This window comes from Bradyrhizobium guangxiense (genome assembly GCF_004114915.1).
Lineage (GTDB): Bacteria > Pseudomonadota > Alphaproteobacteria > Rhizobiales > Xanthobacteraceae > Bradyrhizobium > Bradyrhizobium guangxiense.
In genome coordinates this window covers 3,314,202-3,332,541 of the sequence record NZ_CP022219.1, presented here as the reverse complement: position 1 = coordinate 3,332,541, position 18,340 = coordinate 3,314,202, and the positions used below count along the sequence as shown (strand labels likewise).

22 protein-coding genes are annotated in these 18,340 nt (G+C 62.5%); 10 read left to right on the top strand and 12 right to left on the bottom strand.

From position 1 onward, the window contains the following. Positions 1-14: 14 nt before the first annotated feature. The 8 genes from X268_RS15750 to X268_RS15715 all read left to right on the top strand — a co-directional run bounded on the left by X268_RS15750 (position 15) and on the right by X268_RS15715 (position 8,586). Positions 15-1,388 (top strand): MFS transporter, encoded by a 1,374-nt coding sequence (locus tag X268_RS15750; protein ID WP_128925795.1) that lies wholly within the window; start codon positions 15-17, stop codon positions 1,386-1,388. Positions 1,389-1,506: 118 nt separating this feature from the next. Further along, positions 1,507-2,460 (top strand): LysR family transcriptional regulator, encoded by a 954-nt coding sequence (locus tag X268_RS15745; protein WP_128925794.1) that lies wholly within the window; start codon positions 1,507-1,509, stop codon positions 2,458-2,460. A gap of 167 nt (positions 2,461-2,627) precedes the next feature. Then, entirely contained in the window at positions 2,628-4,037 is a 1,410-nt protein-coding gene (gene leuC, locus X268_RS15740) for a 3-isopropylmalate dehydratase large subunit (RefSeq protein WP_128925793.1), read from the top strand. Further along, complete coding sequence (gene leuD, locus X268_RS15735; RefSeq protein ID WP_128925792.1) at positions 4,038-4,664, top strand: 3-isopropylmalate dehydratase small subunit; 627 nt, start codon at positions 4,038-4,040, stop codon at positions 4,662-4,664. A 31-nt stretch (positions 4,665-4,695) separates the two neighbouring features. Further along, a complete protein-coding gene (gene leuB, locus X268_RS15730; protein ID WP_128925791.1) occupies positions 4,696-5,835 on the top strand; it encodes a 3-isopropylmalate dehydrogenase in 1,140 nt (379 codons plus the stop codon). Further along, positions 5,832-6,884: an ABC transporter substrate-binding protein gene (locus X268_RS15725; RefSeq protein WP_128925790.1), complete on the top strand. Its 1,053-nt coding sequence runs from the start codon at positions 5,832-5,834 to the stop codon at positions 6,882-6,884. The genes leuB and X268_RS15725 overlap by 4 nt, the downstream gene beginning before the upstream one ends. After that, positions 6,881-7,714 carry an ABC transporter ATP-binding protein gene (locus X268_RS15720; protein WP_164937758.1) on the top strand — a complete coding sequence of 278 codons (834 nt, stop codon included), beginning with the start codon at positions 6,881-6,883 and terminating at the stop codon, positions 7,712-7,714. Before X268_RS15725 ends, X268_RS15720 begins: the two co-directional genes overlap by 4 nt. Then, a complete protein-coding gene (locus X268_RS15715; protein WP_128925789.1) occupies positions 7,711-8,586 on the top strand; it encodes an ABC transporter permease in 876 nt (291 codons plus the stop codon). The genes X268_RS15720 and X268_RS15715 overlap by 4 nt, the downstream gene beginning before the upstream one ends. A 76-nt stretch (positions 8,587-8,662) precedes the next feature. Here the strand turns inward: X268_RS15715 and X268_RS15710 are convergent, their stop codons facing one another. Beyond that, on the bottom strand, positions 8,663-9,373 hold the full coding sequence (locus tag X268_RS15710; RefSeq protein ID WP_283818294.1) for an FAD-dependent monooxygenase: 711 nt from the start codon (positions 9,371-9,373) through the stop codon (positions 8,663-8,665). Between the two features lie 251 nt (positions 9,374-9,624). Here X268_RS15710 and X268_RS15700 point away from each other — a divergent pair, with 251 nt between their 5' ends. After that, positions 9,625-10,029: a helix-turn-helix domain-containing protein gene (locus X268_RS15700; protein ID WP_128925788.1), complete on the top strand. Its 405-nt coding sequence runs from the start codon at positions 9,625-9,627 to the stop codon at positions 10,027-10,029. Positions 10,030-10,870: 841 nt separating this feature from the next. Next, entirely contained in the window at positions 10,871-11,083 is a 213-nt protein-coding gene (locus X268_RS15695; protein ID WP_128925787.1) for a hypothetical protein, read from the top strand. 7 nt (positions 11,084-11,090) lie between these two features. Here the strand turns inward: X268_RS15695 and X268_RS15690 are convergent, their stop codons facing one another. The 11 genes from X268_RS15690 to X268_RS15640 all read right to left on the bottom strand — a co-directional run bounded on the left by X268_RS15690 (position 11,091) and on the right by X268_RS15640 (position 18,220). Further along, complete coding sequence (locus X268_RS15690; RefSeq protein ID WP_128925786.1) at positions 11,091-11,339, bottom strand: hypothetical protein; 249 nt, start codon at positions 11,337-11,339, stop codon at positions 11,091-11,093. 71 nt (positions 11,340-11,410) lie between these two features. Continuing rightward, the gene (locus X268_RS15685; RefSeq protein WP_128925785.1) at positions 11,411-12,649 is read right to left on the bottom strand and encodes a site-specific integrase; all 1,239 of its coding nucleotides are present in this window, start codon (positions 12,647-12,649) and stop codon (positions 11,411-11,413) included. After that, positions 12,642-12,959 (bottom strand): hypothetical protein, encoded by a 318-nt coding sequence (locus X268_RS39860; RefSeq protein ID WP_063958323.1) that lies wholly within the window; start codon positions 12,957-12,959, stop codon positions 12,642-12,644. Before X268_RS39860 ends, X268_RS15685 begins: the two co-directional genes overlap by 8 nt. A 201-nt stretch (positions 12,960-13,160) precedes the next feature. Beyond that, positions 13,161-15,401: an AAA family ATPase gene (locus tag X268_RS39475; protein ID WP_164937757.1), complete on the bottom strand. Its 2,241-nt coding sequence runs from the start codon at positions 15,399-15,401 to the stop codon at positions 13,161-13,163. Further along, positions 15,401-15,601: a hypothetical protein gene (locus X268_RS15670; RefSeq protein ID WP_128925784.1), complete on the bottom strand. Its 201-nt coding sequence runs from the start codon at positions 15,599-15,601 to the stop codon at positions 15,401-15,403. The genes X268_RS39475 and X268_RS15670 overlap by 1 nt, the downstream gene beginning before the upstream one ends. Next, positions 15,598-15,933, bottom strand: a complete 336-nt coding sequence (locus X268_RS15665) for a hypothetical protein (protein WP_128925783.1) — start codon at positions 15,931-15,933, stop codon at positions 15,598-15,600. The genes X268_RS15670 and X268_RS15665 overlap by 4 nt, the downstream gene beginning before the upstream one ends. Next, entirely contained in the window at positions 15,930-16,184 is a 255-nt protein-coding gene (locus X268_RS15660; protein ID WP_128925782.1) for a hypothetical protein, read from the bottom strand. The genes X268_RS15665 and X268_RS15660 overlap by 4 nt, the downstream gene beginning before the upstream one ends. Beyond that, complete coding sequence (locus X268_RS15655) at positions 16,181-16,447, bottom strand: hypothetical protein (protein ID WP_128925781.1); 267 nt, start codon at positions 16,445-16,447, stop codon at positions 16,181-16,183. Before X268_RS15655 ends, X268_RS15660 begins: the two co-directional genes overlap by 4 nt. A 193-nt stretch (positions 16,448-16,640) precedes the next feature. Beyond that, on the bottom strand, positions 16,641-16,883 hold the full coding sequence (locus X268_RS15650) for a hypothetical protein (RefSeq protein ID WP_128925780.1): 243 nt from the start codon (positions 16,881-16,883) through the stop codon (positions 16,641-16,643). Between the two features lie 131 nt (positions 16,884-17,014). After that, entirely contained in the window at positions 17,015-17,911 is an 897-nt protein-coding gene (locus X268_RS15645; protein ID WP_128925779.1) for a hypothetical protein, read from the bottom strand. Between the two features lie 90 nt (positions 17,912-18,001). Next, the gene (locus X268_RS15640; RefSeq protein ID WP_128925778.1) at positions 18,002-18,220 is read right to left on the bottom strand and encodes a ribbon-helix-helix domain-containing protein; all 219 of its coding nucleotides are present in this window, start codon (positions 18,218-18,220) and stop codon (positions 18,002-18,004) included. Between the last annotated feature and the right edge of the window lie 120 nt (positions 18,221-18,340).

Below are 18,340 nucleotides of genomic sequence, written 5' to 3'. Positions count from 1 at the left end.
AACAGGGGGAAACGATGAGTGTAGTGGCAGATACGACGCCTTTGACTGCAGCCTCGGCGACGATGACGGTGCAGTCGGGAGCCAGGCTCGACCGCTTGCCGATCTCAGCGTTCCACAAGCGAATATTCTGGCTGATCGGAGCCGGGATGTTCTTCGACGGCTACGATCTGTATGTCGGAACCAGCGTGCTGGGCGCTACACTTGCGAGCAAGTTTTCGACCCTGGCACAAAATGCGCAGTTCGTGTCGGTCACCTTCACGGGCATGACAATTGGTGCGCTCGCCGCAGGCTTTCTCGGTGACTCCTATGGACGGCGCTTCACCTACCAGTTCAATCTGCTCCTATTCGGGATCGCTTCTCTGGGGGCTGCGTTCGCGCCGTCCATGGAATGGCTGATCGCCGCCCGATTGCTGATGGGGCTTGGCCTCGGCGCTGAAATCGTCGTCGGCTACTCTTCGCTTACCGAATTCGTGCCGCCCGCCTCGCGCGGCAAGTGGCTGGCGCTGATGACCATGATCGTGGTGAGCGGCCTGCCCGCCACGACCCTGCTAGGTTCGCTCCTGATTCCGCTGGTCGGCTGGCGGGCGATGTTCCTCATCGCCGGCGCCGGCGCGCTGTTTGTCTGGTACCTCAGAAAAGCCTTGCCGGAATCGCCGCGCTGGCTCGAAATCAAGGGTCGTGCCGAGGAGGCGGAGGCCATCGTCGCCGAAATCGAGAAGGAGTGTGGTGCGTCCGCGTTGCCACCATTGCCGCCTCCCGCCGCAGTCAAGAGCTTCAGCGCGGCGGAATTGTTCGGGCCGGTCCTGCTGCCCCGCTTGATCCTCGGGTCGATCGTTCTGATCGTGATCAATACCCTGATCTTCGGGTTCGTGACGTGGCTGCCGACCTTCTTCGTTCAACAGGGCATCACGCTGACAAAGTCGTTCGCTTATACGCTCGTCATGTCGTTCGCCGCTCCGATCGGTTGCGCGTTGGGAAGTGTCCTCGCGGACCGTGCAGGCCGACGGCGAACGATCATCGGCGGATCGGTGTCCACGATCGTGTTCGGACTCATCTATCCCATGCTTTCCGATCCCGTGGCCTTCGTCGCCATCGGGTTCTGCCTGTTGCTGTCAATCTATGTCCTGGTCGCGCTGCTCTACGGCGTCTATACGCCCGAATTGTTCCCGACCGAAGTCCGGCTCCGTGCCAATGGCATCTGCAACATGCTCGGGCGCGGCGCGACCATCGTCTCTCCGTTCATCGTCCTCGGACTGTTTAAGGCCTATGGCATAGGCGGTGTGACATCCCTCATGATCGGCCTCCTGCTGATCCAGATCGTCGCGGTGATGGCTTGGGGGATAGAGCCGGCAAAACGGCGGTTGGAGGAGCTCGCCGACGGGCACTGATTGCTTCACAGTCCCGGCGAGGGGGCCGCTCGGCAGCGTAAGCCCTGGGCAGGGCTTTCGCGCAACGAGAAACGATCGTAGCATGTCGTGAGGCCTAGATCGATCGAGGACCTGACGGATGGCCGCTAAAATCGATCTCCTGACGTTGGAATTGTTCGTAGCGATCGCCGAGGAGCAGAGCATTGCGAAGGCGGCGGAGAAGAAGAACATCGTTGCGTCCGCTGTCAGCCGGCGCATCTCGGATATCGAGGATCGTTTCCAGGTCGAGTTGCTGCATCGCCATTCCAAGGGAATCGAGCCGACGCCTGCCGGCTTTGCCCTGCTCGAGCATGCCCGCATCATCCTGGGCAATCTCAGCCGGCTTGAGAGCGAGCTGACGGGATATCGCCAGGGCAAGCGCGGGCTGATCCGGGTGTGCGCCAACAAGTCGGCGATCCTCGAAGCTCTCGCCGACGAGCTCAGCCTGTTCCTCGAACGGCATCCGCTGGTCCACATCGACATCGAGGAGGACCTTAGCCCGGCGATCGTCCGCGCCGTGATGGAGAACCGGGCCGATATCGGCATTTTCGGCGGCAACATCGACGGGCAGGATTTGGAATTGCTGCCCTATCGCAGCGACAGTCTGGTCGCGCTGGTCACGCGCGATCATCCGCTGGCGGCCCAGAGCAGCGTTCGCTTCCGCGAGCTGGTCGATTTCGACTTCGTCAGCCTGGAGAAGGGCAGCTCGATCGAGACGCTGTGCGTCAGGGCCGCCGCGGCGCTTGGGCAGCATCTCAAGGTGCGCATCCGCGTCAGCAGTTTCGATGCGCTGTTCCGGGTGATCGATGCCAGGATGGGCGTCGGCATCGTCCCGCTCGAGATCGTTCGCGGCCGCTACGGCGTCGACAGCCTTGTCACCATTCCGCTCGACGAGTCCTGGGCGCGGCGCGAGCTGGTCATGGGCGTGCGCGATTACAAGTCGTTGCCGCCGGTCACGAAGCTGCTGGTGGACCATTTGCGGACCCAGGACGAGACGCGCCTCACCGCGAGCGGCGGCTCCGACAGGCTGACGGTCGTCCGCAGCCGAGGCTGATATCGCCGACGCAGATGGGCCAGCCATCGCCGGCCGCGATGGCACCCCTGCCGAACCGTCACTGCACATTTCCTTGGACGACTTCTATCCTGTTCCCAACATCGCTTCCGGTCCATATGACCGGGAGCAATACGGCACATCAGATGCCGAATACGGGAGGACGGATCGTGGACACGCGCGGTCGCACGCTGCTGGCCAAAATCTGGGACCAGCATGTCGTCGCTCAGCTCAGCGACGATACCGATCTGCTTCATGTGGATCGCCATTTGCTGCATGACCTCGGCGGCTCCCGCGGCCTGCTCGACCTCAAGAGCCGCAACATCCCGGTCCACAATCCCGAGCTGACCTTCGCGACGCCCGATCATGCGATTTCGACGGCGGCAGCGCGTGCCGGCACGATCAAGACCGGATGGGATCTGCTGGCGGCATTGCGGACCGAAACATCGGCCAGCGGCATCCAGCTGTTCGATCTCGACCAGCCGGGGCAGGGCATCGTCCATGTCATCGGGCCGGAGCTCGGTCTCAGCCTGCCCGGCTGCCTGATCGTCTGCGGCGACAGCCATACCTGCACCCATGGCGGGCTTGGCGCGCTCGCCTTCGGCATCGGCTCCAGCGAGCTCACCCATGTGCTGGCGACCCAGACCATTATCCAGCGCCGGCCCAAGACGATGCGCGTGACGTTCGACGGCCGGATGCCGTTCGGCGTGACGGCGAAGGATCTCATTCTCGCCTTGATCGGCCATGTCGGCGCCGCCGGCGGCACCGGTTACGCCGTCGAATATGCCGGCAGCGCGATCGGGGAGATGCCGATCGAGGGGCGGCTGACGATCTGCAATCTGTCGGTCGAGCTCGGCGCCAAGATGGGTCTAATCGCGCCCGACGACAAGACGTTCGATTACATCCGCGGCCGTCCCTATGCGCCGAAAGGCGAGATGTGGGAGCGAGCGGTCGCGGAATGGCGGACGGTTCGGAGCGACAGCGATGCGGTGTTCGACCGCGAGGTATCGATCGATGTCAGCACCATCATCCCGCAGATCACCTGGGGGACCAGTCCCGAACATGTCCTTGGCGTGGACGGCCGTATCCCGGATCCCGCCGACATTGCCGATCCGGCGCGCCGCAGCGCGATCGAGATCGCACTCGACTATATGGGCCTGAAGCCAGGTGCGCCCATCGCCGGTACGCCGGTGGATTGGGTCTTCATCGGCTCCTGCACCAATAGCCGTCTCAGCGATCTGCGTGCCGCGGCGGAAGTCGCGCGTGGCCGGAAAGTTGCGCCCGGCGTGCGGGCCTGGGTCGTGCCGGGTTCGGAGACCGTCAAGCGAGATGCGGTGGCCGAGGGGCTCGACAGGATCTTCATCGACGCCGGCTTCGAATGGCGCGAGCCCGGATGCTCGATGTGCCTTGCCGCCAATGGCGAAACCGTGCCACCCGGCCAGCGCTCGGTGTCGACCTCGAACCGGAACTTCATCGGCCGGCAGGGGCCGCGTGCCCGCACCCATCTGGCGAGCCCGGCCACGGCGGTCGCGGCGGCGATTTCAGGCGCCATCGCCGACGTCCGAATGCTGGAGCGCTAGATGCCAAAAGCCTTCACCAAGCTGACCGCGACGGCCGCGCCGATCATGCGCACGAATGTCGATACGGACATCATCATCAGCATCAACCGCATGGTCGGAAATTCCGTCCGCGGCCATCTCGGCAAATGGGCGTTCGGCTCGCTCCGCTATCTGCCTGATGGCTCGGACAATCCTGAGTTCATCCTCAATCGCGAGCCTTATCGCCAGGCGGAAATCCTGGTGACGGGTCCGAATTTCGGCTGCGGCTCCTCGCGCGAGGCGGCGGTGTGGGCGCTGCAGGAGATGGGCATTCGCGCCATCATCGGGTCCGGCTTCGGCGACATCTTCTTCGCCAATTGCTTCCAGAACGGTATTCTGCCGGTGGTGCTGGACAAATCCATCATCGACAGCCTCGCCGCGGAGATCGAAGCGAGTCAGGGCGCGGGGCGTCTCAGTGTCGATCTGCAGGAGCAGACGATCACCTCGCCATCGGGCGTGCGACATGCCTTTGAGATCGATCCGCGCCGGCGCGCGGGTCTGCTCGAAGGCTTGGATGAGATTTCGCTGACGCTGCGGCGCGACCAGGAGATCCGCGCATTCCAGGCATCCGACCGCGCCGCGCGGCCGTGGATTCACTTTGCAGGATAGTCGGCAAGATCATCGTCAGGACACATCAGGCATGAACACGCTCTCGAACATGATCAAGGTCGCTGTGGTCGGTGGTGAAGGCATCGGCCCTGAAGTGACCGACCAATCCCATCGCATTCTCAAATGGTTTTCAGCCCGGCGCGGCATCCCCGTGGCGCTGCGCGAAGCGCAATACGGACTCATCCCCTATCTCGCGACCGGCAAGGTGTTGCCTGACGATACCGCCGAGGCGATGGAGGAGGCCGACGCGGTCCTCTGGGGCGCGACGGGTGGTCCTGAAACCAAGGAGGTTCCTCCGGCAGCGCGCAAGGCGGGAAGCCTGCTGTCCCTGCGCAGCAAGTATGATCTCTATGCGAATCTCCGGCCGATCGTCGCCAATCCGGCGCTGGCCGATTCCGCACCGCTCAAGGCCTCGGTGCTGAAGGATGTCGACTTCATCATCATCCGCGAGCTTACCAGCGGCATCTATTTCGGCGAGCCGCGCGGCATCGAAACGCTGCCCGATGGCCAGCGCCGCGGCTTCAACACCCAGCAATACACCACCAGCCAGATCCGGCGGGTGGCACGCACCGCCTTCGAGCTGGCGCGGACGCGCAAGGGCCGCGTCTGCTCGGTCGACAAGGCCAATGTGCTGGAAACCAGCGTGCTGTGGCGTGAGGAGGTCACCGCGCTGCACCAGGCGGAATTCTCCGATGTGGAGCTGACGCATCTCTATGTCGACAACGCCGCGATGCAGATCGTGCGGGCGCCCTCGCAGTTCGACGTCATGGTGACCTGCAACATCTTCGGCGACATTCTCTCCGATTGCGCCGCGATGGCGTCGGGCTCGCTCGGCATGCTGCCGTCGGTCTCGCTTGGGCCGCCGGACCGGCTCCGCCGTCGCAAGGCGCTCTACGAGCCGGTCCACGGCAGTGCGCCTGACATAGCCGGCAAGGGCATCGCCAATCCGCTTGGCTCGATCCTCAGCGTCGCAATGATGTTGCGTCTCACCCTCAATCGGCCTGATGATGCCGCGCTGCTGGAGAAGGCCGTGGATACGGCTCTGGCGGGCGGCGCAAGAACGGCCGATATCGCCGAACCCGGCGCAAAAAGACTTTCGACCCAGGAGATGGGCGATGCGGTGCTGAACGCGCTCGACAAGGTCGCCGGCAGGGAAAGGGAGCACGCATGATGAGAACTCAGGTCACCAGACGGTCCGCGCTGACCATCGTCGCCGGCGCCGGTGTTTCCTTGGCGGCTGGGCGGGCGTGGGCGGATACCCCGTCGGGCCGCGTGATCTATCCGGTGGCCATTCCGGTCTATCAGTCCCAGTTCGTCGCTGATCGGGCCGGGTTCTTCAAGGAGGCCGGCCTCGACTGCAAGCTGATTCAGGGCGGCAGCGGCGTGAAGACGCGCGAGATCATCGCCTCATCCCAGGGCGACATCGGCATCGGCGACATCACCCACCCGATGCAGCTCAGCAATCACGGTCGCAGCGCGCGGGTCCTGATGCCGGTCGATACCCGCAGCAACGCCGCGATCTTCATTATCCGCAAAGACCTGTTCGATCAGGGCATCACCACGCTTGAGGCGCTGGCAAAGTGGAAACGGCCCGACGGACGGAAGCCGATCGTCTCGGTGTCCTCGCTCGGCGGCACCAACCACGTCTGGGCCTCCTACTACATGGAGACCATGGGACTCGACGACAAGGTGACCTGGATCGGCACCGGCAATGTCGACACCATGATGGGCACGTTGAAGACGAAACAGGTCGATGTTCTCATCAACTCGCCGTCGATCCTGAAGGACTCGATCGAGCAGGGCTGGGGTGCGCTGCTGTTCGATGGCACGGACGAGGCGGTCTGGGCCAAATATATCGGCGGCAAAGTCCCGGTGACGTCGCACTTCACGCTGCAATCGACCATCGACAAGGACCCGCCGAAGATGCAGGCCTTCGTCACCGCGCTGTGGCGCGCCACCCAGTGGATCAAGGGACACTCGCCCGAGGAGATCTATGACGCGATCGAGCCCTATGTCGGGAGCACGTCGCGCGATGCGAATATTTTCGACATTGGGATCATGAAGAAGATCACCGATTACGACGGCATCATCGATGAAGCGAGCTTCGCGCGCGGCCAGAAGGTCTGGTTTCGCGAAATGACGGGCATCAAGCCGCTTGGCATGGCCGACGTCGTCAACACAAGCTTCATCGAAGCGGCACGCAAGGCCTATCCGGCTTGAGCGTGCAGGCCCTCCACGCGCCGCGATCCGACGCGCCGCCCGATGTGCGGCGCATCGACGTGCGCGGGTTATGCAAGACCTTCCAGCTGGCGGGGACGGCCATCGAGGCGGTGCGCGACGTCTCCTTCAATGTCCGGCGCGGCGAATTCGTCGCCCTGCTCGGGCCCTCCGGCTCGGGCAAGAGCACCGTCCTCAACATGATTGCGACGTTGATCAGGCCGAGCAGCGGCGAGATCCTGATCGACGGTGTGCCCGTCGTTCCCGGACGGGCGACGTCCGACGTCGGTTATGTATTTCAGCGCGACACCCTGTTTCCCTGGCGAACCGTCGCCGACAATATCGGCTATGGGCTGGAGCTCGCGGGCGTCTCGGTGGCGGAGCGCAAGGAACGCGTCAACGCCTGCCTGGCGCAGGCCGGGTTGGAGGGCTTTGGCAATGCCTACCCTTCCGCCTTGTCGGGCGGCATGCGCCAGCGCGCCGCCCTGATGCGAACGCTGGTGGTTGAACCGCAGGTGCTGCTGATGGACGAGCCGTTCGGCGCGCTCGACACCCACACCAAGATCGACATGCATGACGTGCTGCTGCGCATCTGGGAGCGCGAAAAGCAGACCGTGCTGTTCGTGACTCATGATCTCGGCGAGGCCCTGACGCTGGCAGACCGCATCATCCTGTTTTCGGCGCGGCCCGGCCGCATCAAGGAGACTTTCGAGGTGGACTTTGCCCGCCCGCGCAACGCCGTGAAGATCCGCGAGACGCCGCGTTACGCCGAGCTATTCCAGTTGATCTGGCACTCGCTCGGCGAGGAATTCATCAGGGGACGCAAGCCGTGAGGCGCACGCGCCGCCCGGGAAGAACGTTTGCTTGGCAGGCGCTGATCTGCGCCAGCCTCCTCTCGATCTGGCAGTGGGGCTACGATCTGCACGGTCGCCTTCCATGGCTGGTGCCGGATTTGCTCGACCCGTACTTCATCTCCAAGCCTTCAGACATCTTCGAGCACTTCCTGATCCTGAGCTGTCTCAAGTCCAAGCTCGGTGTGTTCAACGGCTGGTTCAATGGCGAATTCACCCGATGCATGGCGCGATCCGAGAACAATCTCTGGATTGCGACCGCCATCACGCTGAAAAACACGTTCTTCGGCTTCGTGACCGGCGTCGTCAGCGGCTTTGCCGCGGGCCTCGTGCTGGGGCGCTCGGATCGCCTGAGCGCGATCTTCCAGCCGTTCATCACGGCGGTCAACTCGATTCCCCGCATCGCGCTGGCGCCGATCATCGTGCTGGCCTTCGGCATCGGCGATACCTCGAAGGTCGTGACGTCGTGGATCGTGGTCGTCTTTCTCGTGTTCTTCAACACGTTCGAAGGCGCGCGCTCGATCGACGAAGGCTTCGTCAACGCGGCGCGGCTGCTCGGCGCCAGCGAGTGGCAGATCACCCGCACGGTGGTCATCCCTTCGACCATGGCCTGGGTCTTCGCGTCGCTGACACCCGCGATCTCCTTCGCGCTGATCGGGGTGATCGTCGGCGAGTTCATTGGTGCGGAGCGCGGCATCGGGCGCCTGATCATCGAATCCGAAGCGCGAGCGGAGGCGTCGGGAATGATGGTTGCCGTGATCGTGCTGATGCTGGTAGGCGTTGCGCTGTCTGCCCTGATCTGGCGATTGCAGGCCTACCTGCTGCGCTGGCAGAGCCACAATCTGGCAGAGTAGTGCGGAGCAGGCCGATGCGAATCGCCTGCCGATCGACACCATTGTGCTGAAACTCGGCTCGAAGCCGATTGCATGGCTATACAGCCGTGGTTGAGCGCCGCGCGGCGATCGCCGTGACATCGTAGAGCCAGGATAGGTTTTCGCAGAACTGCTCAAGGCTCATGTCGCGCATGATCTGGTTGCGCAAAAGAGCGTGTGCTCCGGCCGGGTGGTAGACATGGTTGCCGAGTTCGCGCGACTGCAGCTGGACCCGGGTCGTGCGAAGCAGTCGCGCGGCTTGGTACTGCGCCAAAGCCCGCTCGACATTGAATGGACGTTCAGACACCTTTTCCGCGAGGCATACGGCGTCCTCGAGGGCCATGCACGCGCCTTGCGCGAAATACTGCAGCATCGGATGGGCGGCATCGCCGAGCAGGACCACGCGGCCATCGCTCCAGCGCTCGATCGGATCCCTGTCGCAGGTCACCCAGGCTTTCCAATTCTTGCCGTGATGAATGATGGCTTTGGCACGGGGATGCACATCGCGAAAGCCCTCCATCACTTCCTCATGCGAGACCGGCCTGGCCGCGAATGCTTCTGACGGATCGTTATGGCAGGGGATCGCGAGATTGAAGACCTTCCAGCCCGAAAACGGGTAGTGCACGAGGTGGCATTTGGCACCGGCCCATAGCGTCGCGGCGTTCCAGCGAAGGTCTTCAGGCATCTGCTCGGTTGGGATAACGGAACGGTATGTCGTGTGGCCGGCGATGCGCGGCGCACCGTTCTGGGCGATCGGCGGGGCCGCCATCGTCGGGGGGGCTCACGATCGGATCGCTCGGCGTCGGCCGTCAGGCCGTCACTGCCGTCGCGATCCGCGCGGATGGTCCTTGGGCGGGGCCATCATGAATCGCTCTTCTAGGAGCGGCTCGGACGGAGGGCGGTTCGTCCATGATGACGAGGCGCGCATCGAGCGATAGTTCAATATCGTGATGGCGTGTTGATGATCCGCTTCTTTGGCAGTCATGAAGACCATGACAAGGTCAACGCGGAGACGGTGTGATGAAGGCAACATTGATAATTATCCAGAACCAAGCCGATCATGAGGCGGCCAAGGCGCTTGTCGGCAAGCTGATGAAATCGAACGAGGCTGTCGATCGAGCCTGCATGGTCGCGCAGGCTTACCTTATCGAGGCGTATGAACGTGTGCGCTGGCCGCGCAAAGCGCCGCCGTTGCCAGATTTGTTGGCCTATTTGGTGGAGCAACATGGTTTGACGCATGCTGATCTTGTGCCGCTTCTGGGCACTGCGAGTCGCGTTAGTGAGGTCATGTCCGGCAAGCGCGAATTGAGCATGACGATGGTGAAGCGTCTGCGCGAGCGTTTCAATATTCCGGCGGATTTGCTGATTTCAGCGAGCGGAAGTGTTGCTGCTAAGGCCGATCGGGACTGTGACGGTCTGAGTTGAATTTGCCGGCAAGGAGCAGACTCGGATGGAAGCCCCAGTTCTGGCCAACCGACTCGGGTGCAACCAGATGGACTCTGAAGGGCCATAATCCGTGAGGAGCACAACGTCCTCGTGTATCTCAGTTCGCAGAAGGTTCATTACGCGAATTAGCTCGCGAACGCATTCGGTCGGATCGGCAAGGTTGGCCCTCTGAGAACACGGCGCGAACCGAGTTTGCCAACTCGCGGGCAAAAATTGTCAACCGGTAAGCTCGTCAAACATCCAGTCTATATTTTAAGCCGCTGATGTAACTTCAGAAATTTGGTGAGCGCGCTGGGGCTCGAACCCAGGACCCCGTGATTAAAAGAAAGGTGCTCTCGGAAATTCGCCCGTATTATCAATGCCGGCGGGTACAAACTCCGCGATACTAACGCGCTAAAATGGGCATGAAGGAGGGGGCTTTGTACCCGTTATGGCGGGCGAACCGACGGCACCGTTGATTGATTTTGATTGATTTCAAAGGCCCGGGTGCTGTCCGTATTTAACACCCGGTGTCCTAAGTTGATTTGGCGAGTGTCCTAATTCGCCTAACCCAAGTGAAAGCAACTTTCCCCGGTCTGCCGTATTCCTAACGGCATGACCGATTCACTACTCGCCCGCGCCCAATTGGCGATGGAGGAAAACCGCAAGGCCCGCCAAGAACGGTTGGCTCTGCGGGCTGAGCACGAGACCGCTGCAAATGAGTTGCACCGCAACCTTTTGGAGAGCGCATCCTTGCGGGTTGAAATCGGGTACTGTCCGTATTTGACCCCGAGTGTCCTAGTTTAATGAGATCATTGTCCTAATTCGCCTAAGCTGGAGAATGAGCAGATTTGACAAAGAGCGATATCTCGGGCTGACCGAAGACCGAATTTCCCGGGGCGAGCAACGGATTTCGCGGCAGCTCGCGTTGATCGAAAAGCTTCGTCACCGTCACCATTCGACCGATTTGGCGGAGGACACGCTCTCCGCCATGGAGACGACACTGCGGCAGTTCTACAAGCAACGGAACACGCTGCTTTCCCTCAAAGAGTAAGGCCGCCTCAGTTGGCGGCCTCCGCGTCCGGATTATCAGCCCTCATCTTCCGGTAAGCTGCCGTCAGCTTGGTCCTGGCGCGCTTGCGCTCCTTGAGACGTGCTTCGATCTCGCCGGCATCGTTCACTGCGATGGCCGCCATGATCTGGTTGTAGATAGTGTTCCGTACGGACGTTTTGAACGTCCCGGGCGTGGCCGCGATGGCCGCCGGATACATGATCTCGATGTGGGCGACGACCTCCTTGCCGATGTCCATTGCGATCTCCTTGACCAGCTCGCGGCTCCACGGACTTTGGGTTTCGGGCAGGTTTTCAGACGACATTCGGGTTACTCCTTACCAACAATTTTGACGCTGCCGAGGACGCTGGGGCGAAGCTTTGCCCAACCTTCCTCGAACTGCTCCATGGCGGCTCGCGCCAAACGGAACTGGGAAACCTTCTTGCTGTAGTGGTGCACCATCGCCGGGCTCATGTTGACGATCGCGGCGACGCGAGCTTCCGAGCACCCTACCTCCAGCAGGTTATTGACTGCGTTCTTGCGGGTGCCGTGGAAAACCCAGCGGTTCTTCCGGAAAATCTCGAACTCCGGACGATTCATTTCGCGCTGCCAGGCCGTCTTGAATCCGAAATAGGTCCAGGGCTGTCCATCCTCACGGAGATGCAGCATCGTGTGGTCTGACTTCTGAGCCTGGATGATGGCACGGTACTCGGAGTGGATCTGGACCGGCACCAGTTCGCCCGTTTTCTGGGCGACGAGGGGCATCTCTGTCACGCCTTCACGCGGCCGGCGCATGTCGATTACGTCGCTGAGGCGCTGACCCGTGAAAAGGCCGCTATAGACGGGCAAATGCAGCCCGATCCGAGCATGTTGAAAAAAATGCTCAAAAGCTGCCGGCGTCCATGGGTCGTAGGTGCCGGCGTTCTCGCTGGTCTCGGTGTGCTCGACCGGGTTGGAGGTGCCGTACCCGCGCGGAATCCCCCATGAGCAAAGGCGGCTGAGTACGGAGCGGAAAACTCGACCCGCCGACGGCGTGTCGCGGAAGGCGTCGATCGCCTTCTGCACATCCACCGGGGTGAGGTCGGCGACGGGATCCGATCCCCATGCCTCCTCGATATCATCGAGGTTCCGTTCGTACTGGTCACGCGTGGACTCGGCGAGCCCAGGGCGCGAGTTCCCGTTCTCGTCGATGTTCAGTTGATAGGCTGCGCTGGCCTTAAACTCGGCGATCAGGGCCGAGAAAGTCTTCCTGACGCCTGCCGACAGCTCGAGGCCAACGGCGTCGGCGCGCTCGACGGCCTTCCAAAACGCCTCAGGATCCGGCTGAGGGGCGGGGAGGTCGTGGCGCCGGTCCATTATGTCGACGAACTGCCAAGACCAATCCTCGCCTTTCTTGTTCGCCTCGAGGCGAGCGCAGAGGGAGACCTTCCGCACGAACTCCTGCGACAATGGATTGCCCGGGAGCTTCACCCGCGGCCAAGCGTTCGCCGTACCGCGAAACTTTTGGAACGACAGCTCCAGGCCGCCACGGCGGCGCTTGGCGTGCACATATCGCGGTAGCTCAACCATTCCTGCCCCGCTTCGTGGCCGCAAACCGGTCTCCCATGCCGCTCGATGACGTCGCCGCAGATTGCTCGGTGGCGGGGGGCGGGGTCAACCCGAACAAGGCTGCCGACCGGAGGCGGCGCCACTGGTCGATCGCTTCCAGGTCGTACATACCCGTGTCCAGATCGGCCGGCGGAAATCCTCTGGCCAGCAGGCGGGGGAGGACCGCGTTGAACTCCACCAAGGTGAGGTGAAGCCGGCGAGCAGCCTTCTCCGGCGGGACGTCGCCCGGCTCGACCTTGAAGCGCACTGTGGACGGGATCGGGGCGGTCATGATGACCTCCCAACGGGCCTGCACTGAGCCTGAATTTGCAGGTTACGGCTATGGGCGGCGAGCGCGGAATCCTCACCTGCGATTTCCACGCAGACGCCACCACACCACACCCCCACACCCCATAGCTGGGTGTGGTGGGGGTGAAGGTTGTGGACCCGACTCCTCACCGGCCACACCTCACCTACGGCGGTGGTGGGGAAACTAGTCATTGGCCAGAACCCCGACCTGGACGAAGTAGCGCGGATTGCCCTTGGCGTCGTTGTCTTCGACCTTCTTCAGAGCGCCGGACTTCAGCCAGACCTTGAGAAGAGCCATGATCTTCCGCTTGTTCTTGGGCTGGTCGAGATCGATTCCCAAAGCCTCGGCAACGGCCTTGCCGACCCAGTCCTGAGCCTGGTGGTTCTCCCGGTAGGGGCGCTTGGAGACTAGGGCCTGGACCTGACGAAGATCCGAGACGGTGACGTCCGACATGAGGTCCGGCCAGACCCACGGGACCACGACGCCGACCGAGTCGCCGTAGCCGCCGGACGGGTTGTTGCCGAGGTCGATGCTCTTCAGGTGGAACCAGTCTGAATTTTCGGCGGGAGGCGCCAGATTGGCCTTGTCCACAAAGACGCGGAAATAGGAGCGCGGGTTATCGACGCCGGCCTTTTCAGCCTCATCTGCGGTCATGCGGTTGAGAACGCGCACCGATCGGCAACCGTCAGTCAGTGCCTTACCGCCGCGGGCGGACTCGGCCGTGGTCTCGGTCTCGCCCGCCGCCGATTTGCGGCTGTGGTGGACGAGCTCGATGCTGCAATTCGCCCGCTGCGCCACGCGTCCCCAAGCCTTGACGATGCGGTCCATGGCCGAGTTGTCGTTCTCCGAGGCGTCATGGGACGAGACGAACGGATCGACGACGAGATGATCGATCTGGCGAACGAGGAGTTCGGCGACCAAGGCATCGACAACCGGCTCCAAGATCGTGGTGCCGGCGCGATCGGTGATCGTGATTACCAGTCGTTGGTCGCGGCCGCTATCGACGAAAAGATGACCTTCGATGTCGCTGGCGCTCAATTCGAAGTGCTGCGCCGTGGCCTGGACGTGGCGGGCGATCTCTTCCTGCGGGTCCTCAAGATTCCAGAGCCAGACGCGGAGGCGGGACGTCGGCTGGACCCCGAGCAGGGCCTTCCCCGACACCATCGACAGCGTTTCCGAAACGATCAGGCTCGATTTGCCGACACCACCGGGAGCGATCGTGGCGCTCACGAATTTTCGGATCAGATGCCGGCCGTACACGAAGTCTCGGCGCGGGATGATGGTCGGATCCATCCAGGTGTAGGGCGTTGCCTTTAGAACGGAGGCTTTCGTGAGCGCCTCTGCGGAGGCCGGAGAGCTGACGTCAGGCGCGACACGCGGCTTGTACGATTCCTCCATCTTGGAGATCTGCAACAACGCGCCGATCGTATTGCCCATCTGGAAATAGTCCGACACGTCGCCTTTGTGCGGGACCTCGGTGAAGTGCACGACGCGGACTGAAGCGGCGACGGGGTAGGCGAGGGCCGCCTTCTTGGCAGCGTGGTCACGGCCGGGGGCATCGTTGTCCGCCAGGATCACGACGTGCCGGCCGCGGACATACTCTTCGCACCCAGCGGGAAGGCCGTCGCCAACACCACCGAAAGTCACGGCGAGCTCGCCACGGGCGGTGACACTTTCGGCATCCTTCTCGCCCTCGGGCCAGAAGAGAAAATCGTCCTGCCGCTCAGTATCGCTCCAATCCAAGCTGCCGAAAAAGACGACTTCCTTGAATCCAGCCGGCTTCTGAAGCTGCCAGCCCGAAGCGTCGCCGTCGGAGACGCGATACCAGATCAGCGCATCGCCTGCCTTCCGCATCACCTTGATCTTGATGGGCACCGTGCCGCACTTGTAGACGTGGCGGCGCTTCTCATCGCCGTAGACCCGCGGCCCCTCAGCGCCAGCGATCACGAACCGAGGCTTCCCCTCGGCATTTGGCGGCGTCCTGGGCGGGAAGTTAGACGGATCACGGAGGCTTTGACCGGGAGGCAACACGCCCGCGGCCGATGTGGTCACCGCCGGCACGACGCTGGCGCGCGGACCGAGGTTCAAGCGCGCGATGTTCGACGCGCGGGGCACGCCGAGCAGATCGCCAACTTCCCTTGCGGCGTCGAGCGGATCGCCACCAAAAAGATATACCCAGAGATCCATCATGTCGCCGCCGGATTCTCCCGTGGCGAAATCGGACCAAACGCCGGTAATGACGTTGACCTTGAAAGAGCCCGGCCGCCCATCATTGCGCGTCGGATTGGTGGCGACCCATTCGTTGCCCAGGCGCTTGCCGTGAGGCAACCACCTGCCGGCCAGCGTCTCGACCGAGCCAAGGGAAGCGGCTTTGACGGCGGCGAAATCAACGTGCCCGTTAATGGTATTGAGGACGGCTCCCATTATGCCGCCCTCCCGCTACCCGGCCCGATGATGTCGGGCGACATCGTCCGCTCAACAACGGTCTCGGAGGCGTCGCTCAGAGCACGACCGATCTCCATCAGCTCATGCCGCTGAAGTTCGGAACTCGACGTTTCGACCAGATGAGTGATCGCCCGAACCTGACAGATGATTGCAAGCGCGGTAGGCTGCATCGGCTTCAAGACTGCCCCTCCGACGCCGGCAGGGGCGGGCTCACGATCCAGATGCTCGCCGTCATGCCGGACGCGTTCGTGCCGCGGTTCGGAGCCGGCCGGATCTCGCCCTGACGGTGAAGTTCCGCGACCCGCGGACGGACGCTGAGGATCGACTTGTTCAGCTTGGCCGCGACCTCGTCGGCTGTGAGACCCGACGGCGAAGCCGCGATCGTGGCGCGCACACGCTCGCGCAAAGTCTTGGCGGTCGCGGCCATCAAGGTCGCGGCCTGCTCGGAGGGGCCCTTGGCTTTGAAGCCCGGCGCGTCGGGGTAGCCGATGTCTGACGACGAGCCCTTCATTCGCGCGGCCCCATTTTCAAGTCGGAGCAATGGGGGACGTACACCGCGTTCAGTCGGCGCGCTTCGGCCTGAGCTTGGGCCTGCGCATCAGCCAAGCTATTCACGTACGCGCCATTAATGCCGACGCCGGGGAGCCAGTGAACCCACATCCAGCCAACGGGCTTGATGTGCACGCTTCCGCCGAGCTGGATCTCGTCGTAGGTTTCCGCGACCGTGCAGTAGCCGTTCTTCTCGTCGGGGCGGTAGGTCATGCCGACGCCCTCCGCGCGGCCGACGCGTCGTCGATCTCTTTCTGATGCTCCTCGACGAGGCGCTGCAAATCGGCGACAAGGCGGACGAGACCGGCGAGCCGGTGGCATCCGACCTCGAGCGCCGGACCGGCACGGCGGCGGGTTCCGTCCGCCGCCACCTTCCAGCGGCCGATGCTCACGACCTGCACACCAGCAGCGCGCTCGGTGATCTCGGCCCGGAACAGTTCATGCCTGTTCAAGGGATACTCGGTTGCGGGGGTCATGAGTGCCTCCGCGTGTAGGCCATCCGAGCGACGGTCAGCGCCATGTCGAGCGACATCGGATAGTGGCGACGCAGCAGCATCGCTTGCCGGAGCGCCAGCGCTTCGGTATCGTCGTCGAACTTGGTAACGAGAACTTTGCGACCCGCCCGCGTACTGGCTGCAACAGTGCGCGGGCTTCGTGCATCAGCGGTCCTCACGCAGCGATCGCCGCCAGCTTGTGCTCGATCGCCGAGAAAGCGCCGGCGCCGATGATCTTCAAGGCCCAGGCGTCGAGGTCGGTCGGCGAGTAGAGGACGTCACGGCCCGCCTTGTGGAACGCGGGGCCCGTGCCCTGGCTGCCCAGCTTGGCCAGCGTCTTCGGCGAGCGCTTGAGGCCATGCTTGTCACGCAGATAGAGCGCTGCGTCGGAGCGATTGAGAAAACGAACGGTGGTCATCGGTCACCCTCGGTTAAGTCCGGTCAAGGCCGGTTTACGAGAGTGAAAATCTGGGTTTCTGGCCGATTTCGCAAAGAATCCGCCGGAAGACTTGGCCAACTTATCCCGTCACGTCGGAAAACTTGGCCAAGCTATCCAGCCTTGATGATGTCTCTCAGATATCGCTCGAGAGTTGCCTCGGTGTACTGCCCGAGACCATGCTGATCGAGAGCCGCATTAACGAGAGGGAGAAGCACGCCAGCGACGTGCTTCGAGCTCTTCATCTTCGGCGCTGCTCCTTCCTTCTTCCTAAGTTTATCGTACTCGCGGCGGACGACATCCTTCCGTGCTTCGCCTCGTTGCTTTGAAATCTGTGGGCCGGAGCGCAGACCTTCGAGTCCTTTTTCGGCCGACAGACCTGCCGCCGCGCTTTCGTGCTCGCCGCTCCATTCTAGATGTAACCAGTGCCACGCGTCGGCGTAGGCATTCGCCGCTGCCTGCATTTCTGGTGTCTCGCTCAGCAACATGAAGAGCCTATCGCGAGCCTGGATGAACCGGGTGGCTGCAGTCTCGATCGAAAGGGAGCCAGTGCGGGCCTCGACGTCGTCGGCCACGGCTTCAAAATACGTCGTTGCTTCTTCAGGTTCGGCAACATCGCGGCCTTGACGATTGGCGCGGTTATCAGCCTCGCCGATGATCTTGAAAAAGTCCCACTCGCCCTTGGCTCGCAGGTGCCGGTTGGCCGCCATGAACAAGGTAGCGGCCGTATCATCCGGGCCCCACTCGGCGTAAAGGTCTTCCAGCGTCTTTTCGGGCGGTGATGACCAAACACGCCGACGCGATCTACGGATCCCGCGGCTTTCGACAACAGTCTTTGCCAGAGGCGTCCCCGGCACGCCTGGCTGCTCTTCAATCTTATGGGTCAACGTCGAGAAAATCTCGGTGGCGTCGTCTGTGACGTCGCCACCATTTGGTTCGGCTTCACGCAAGAGCCGGCGAACTCGCGCGGCTTCCTGCCATCCTTCCGGAAGGTCGTCTTCGTCAGCCATGGCACCTCCGCACGGTGCATCCGCAAGGTGACGGTACGGCAGGCTGGTGCGGACCAGCTTTTCGGGAGCTACCCTAGCCGTACCGAACTGTTAGGCCTCGTCGTCGTTGGCGCCGACGATACTGCGCTTCTTTCCGTTCTTGGCCATGAGATCGTTCAGAGCCTCAACGATAAGGCTTTGCAGCGACTCGCCTTTTTCGATGCGCAACGTCTGAAGGTCGCGCCATGAATCCTGGGTGAGGCGGGTCTGAACGTACTTCATGCCGCTGCTGCTCTTGCCGCTCGATTTCGCGTTGGTCTTTTTCGCCATGGATGGCCCCATGCCGGACCAGCCGGCTCAGTAAAGCACGAAACGGGTGCGTGGGTAAATGCACCCTTGCACCCATTCTCTGATTCGTCTATTTTTCAAGCTTACGATAATGGTATTTAT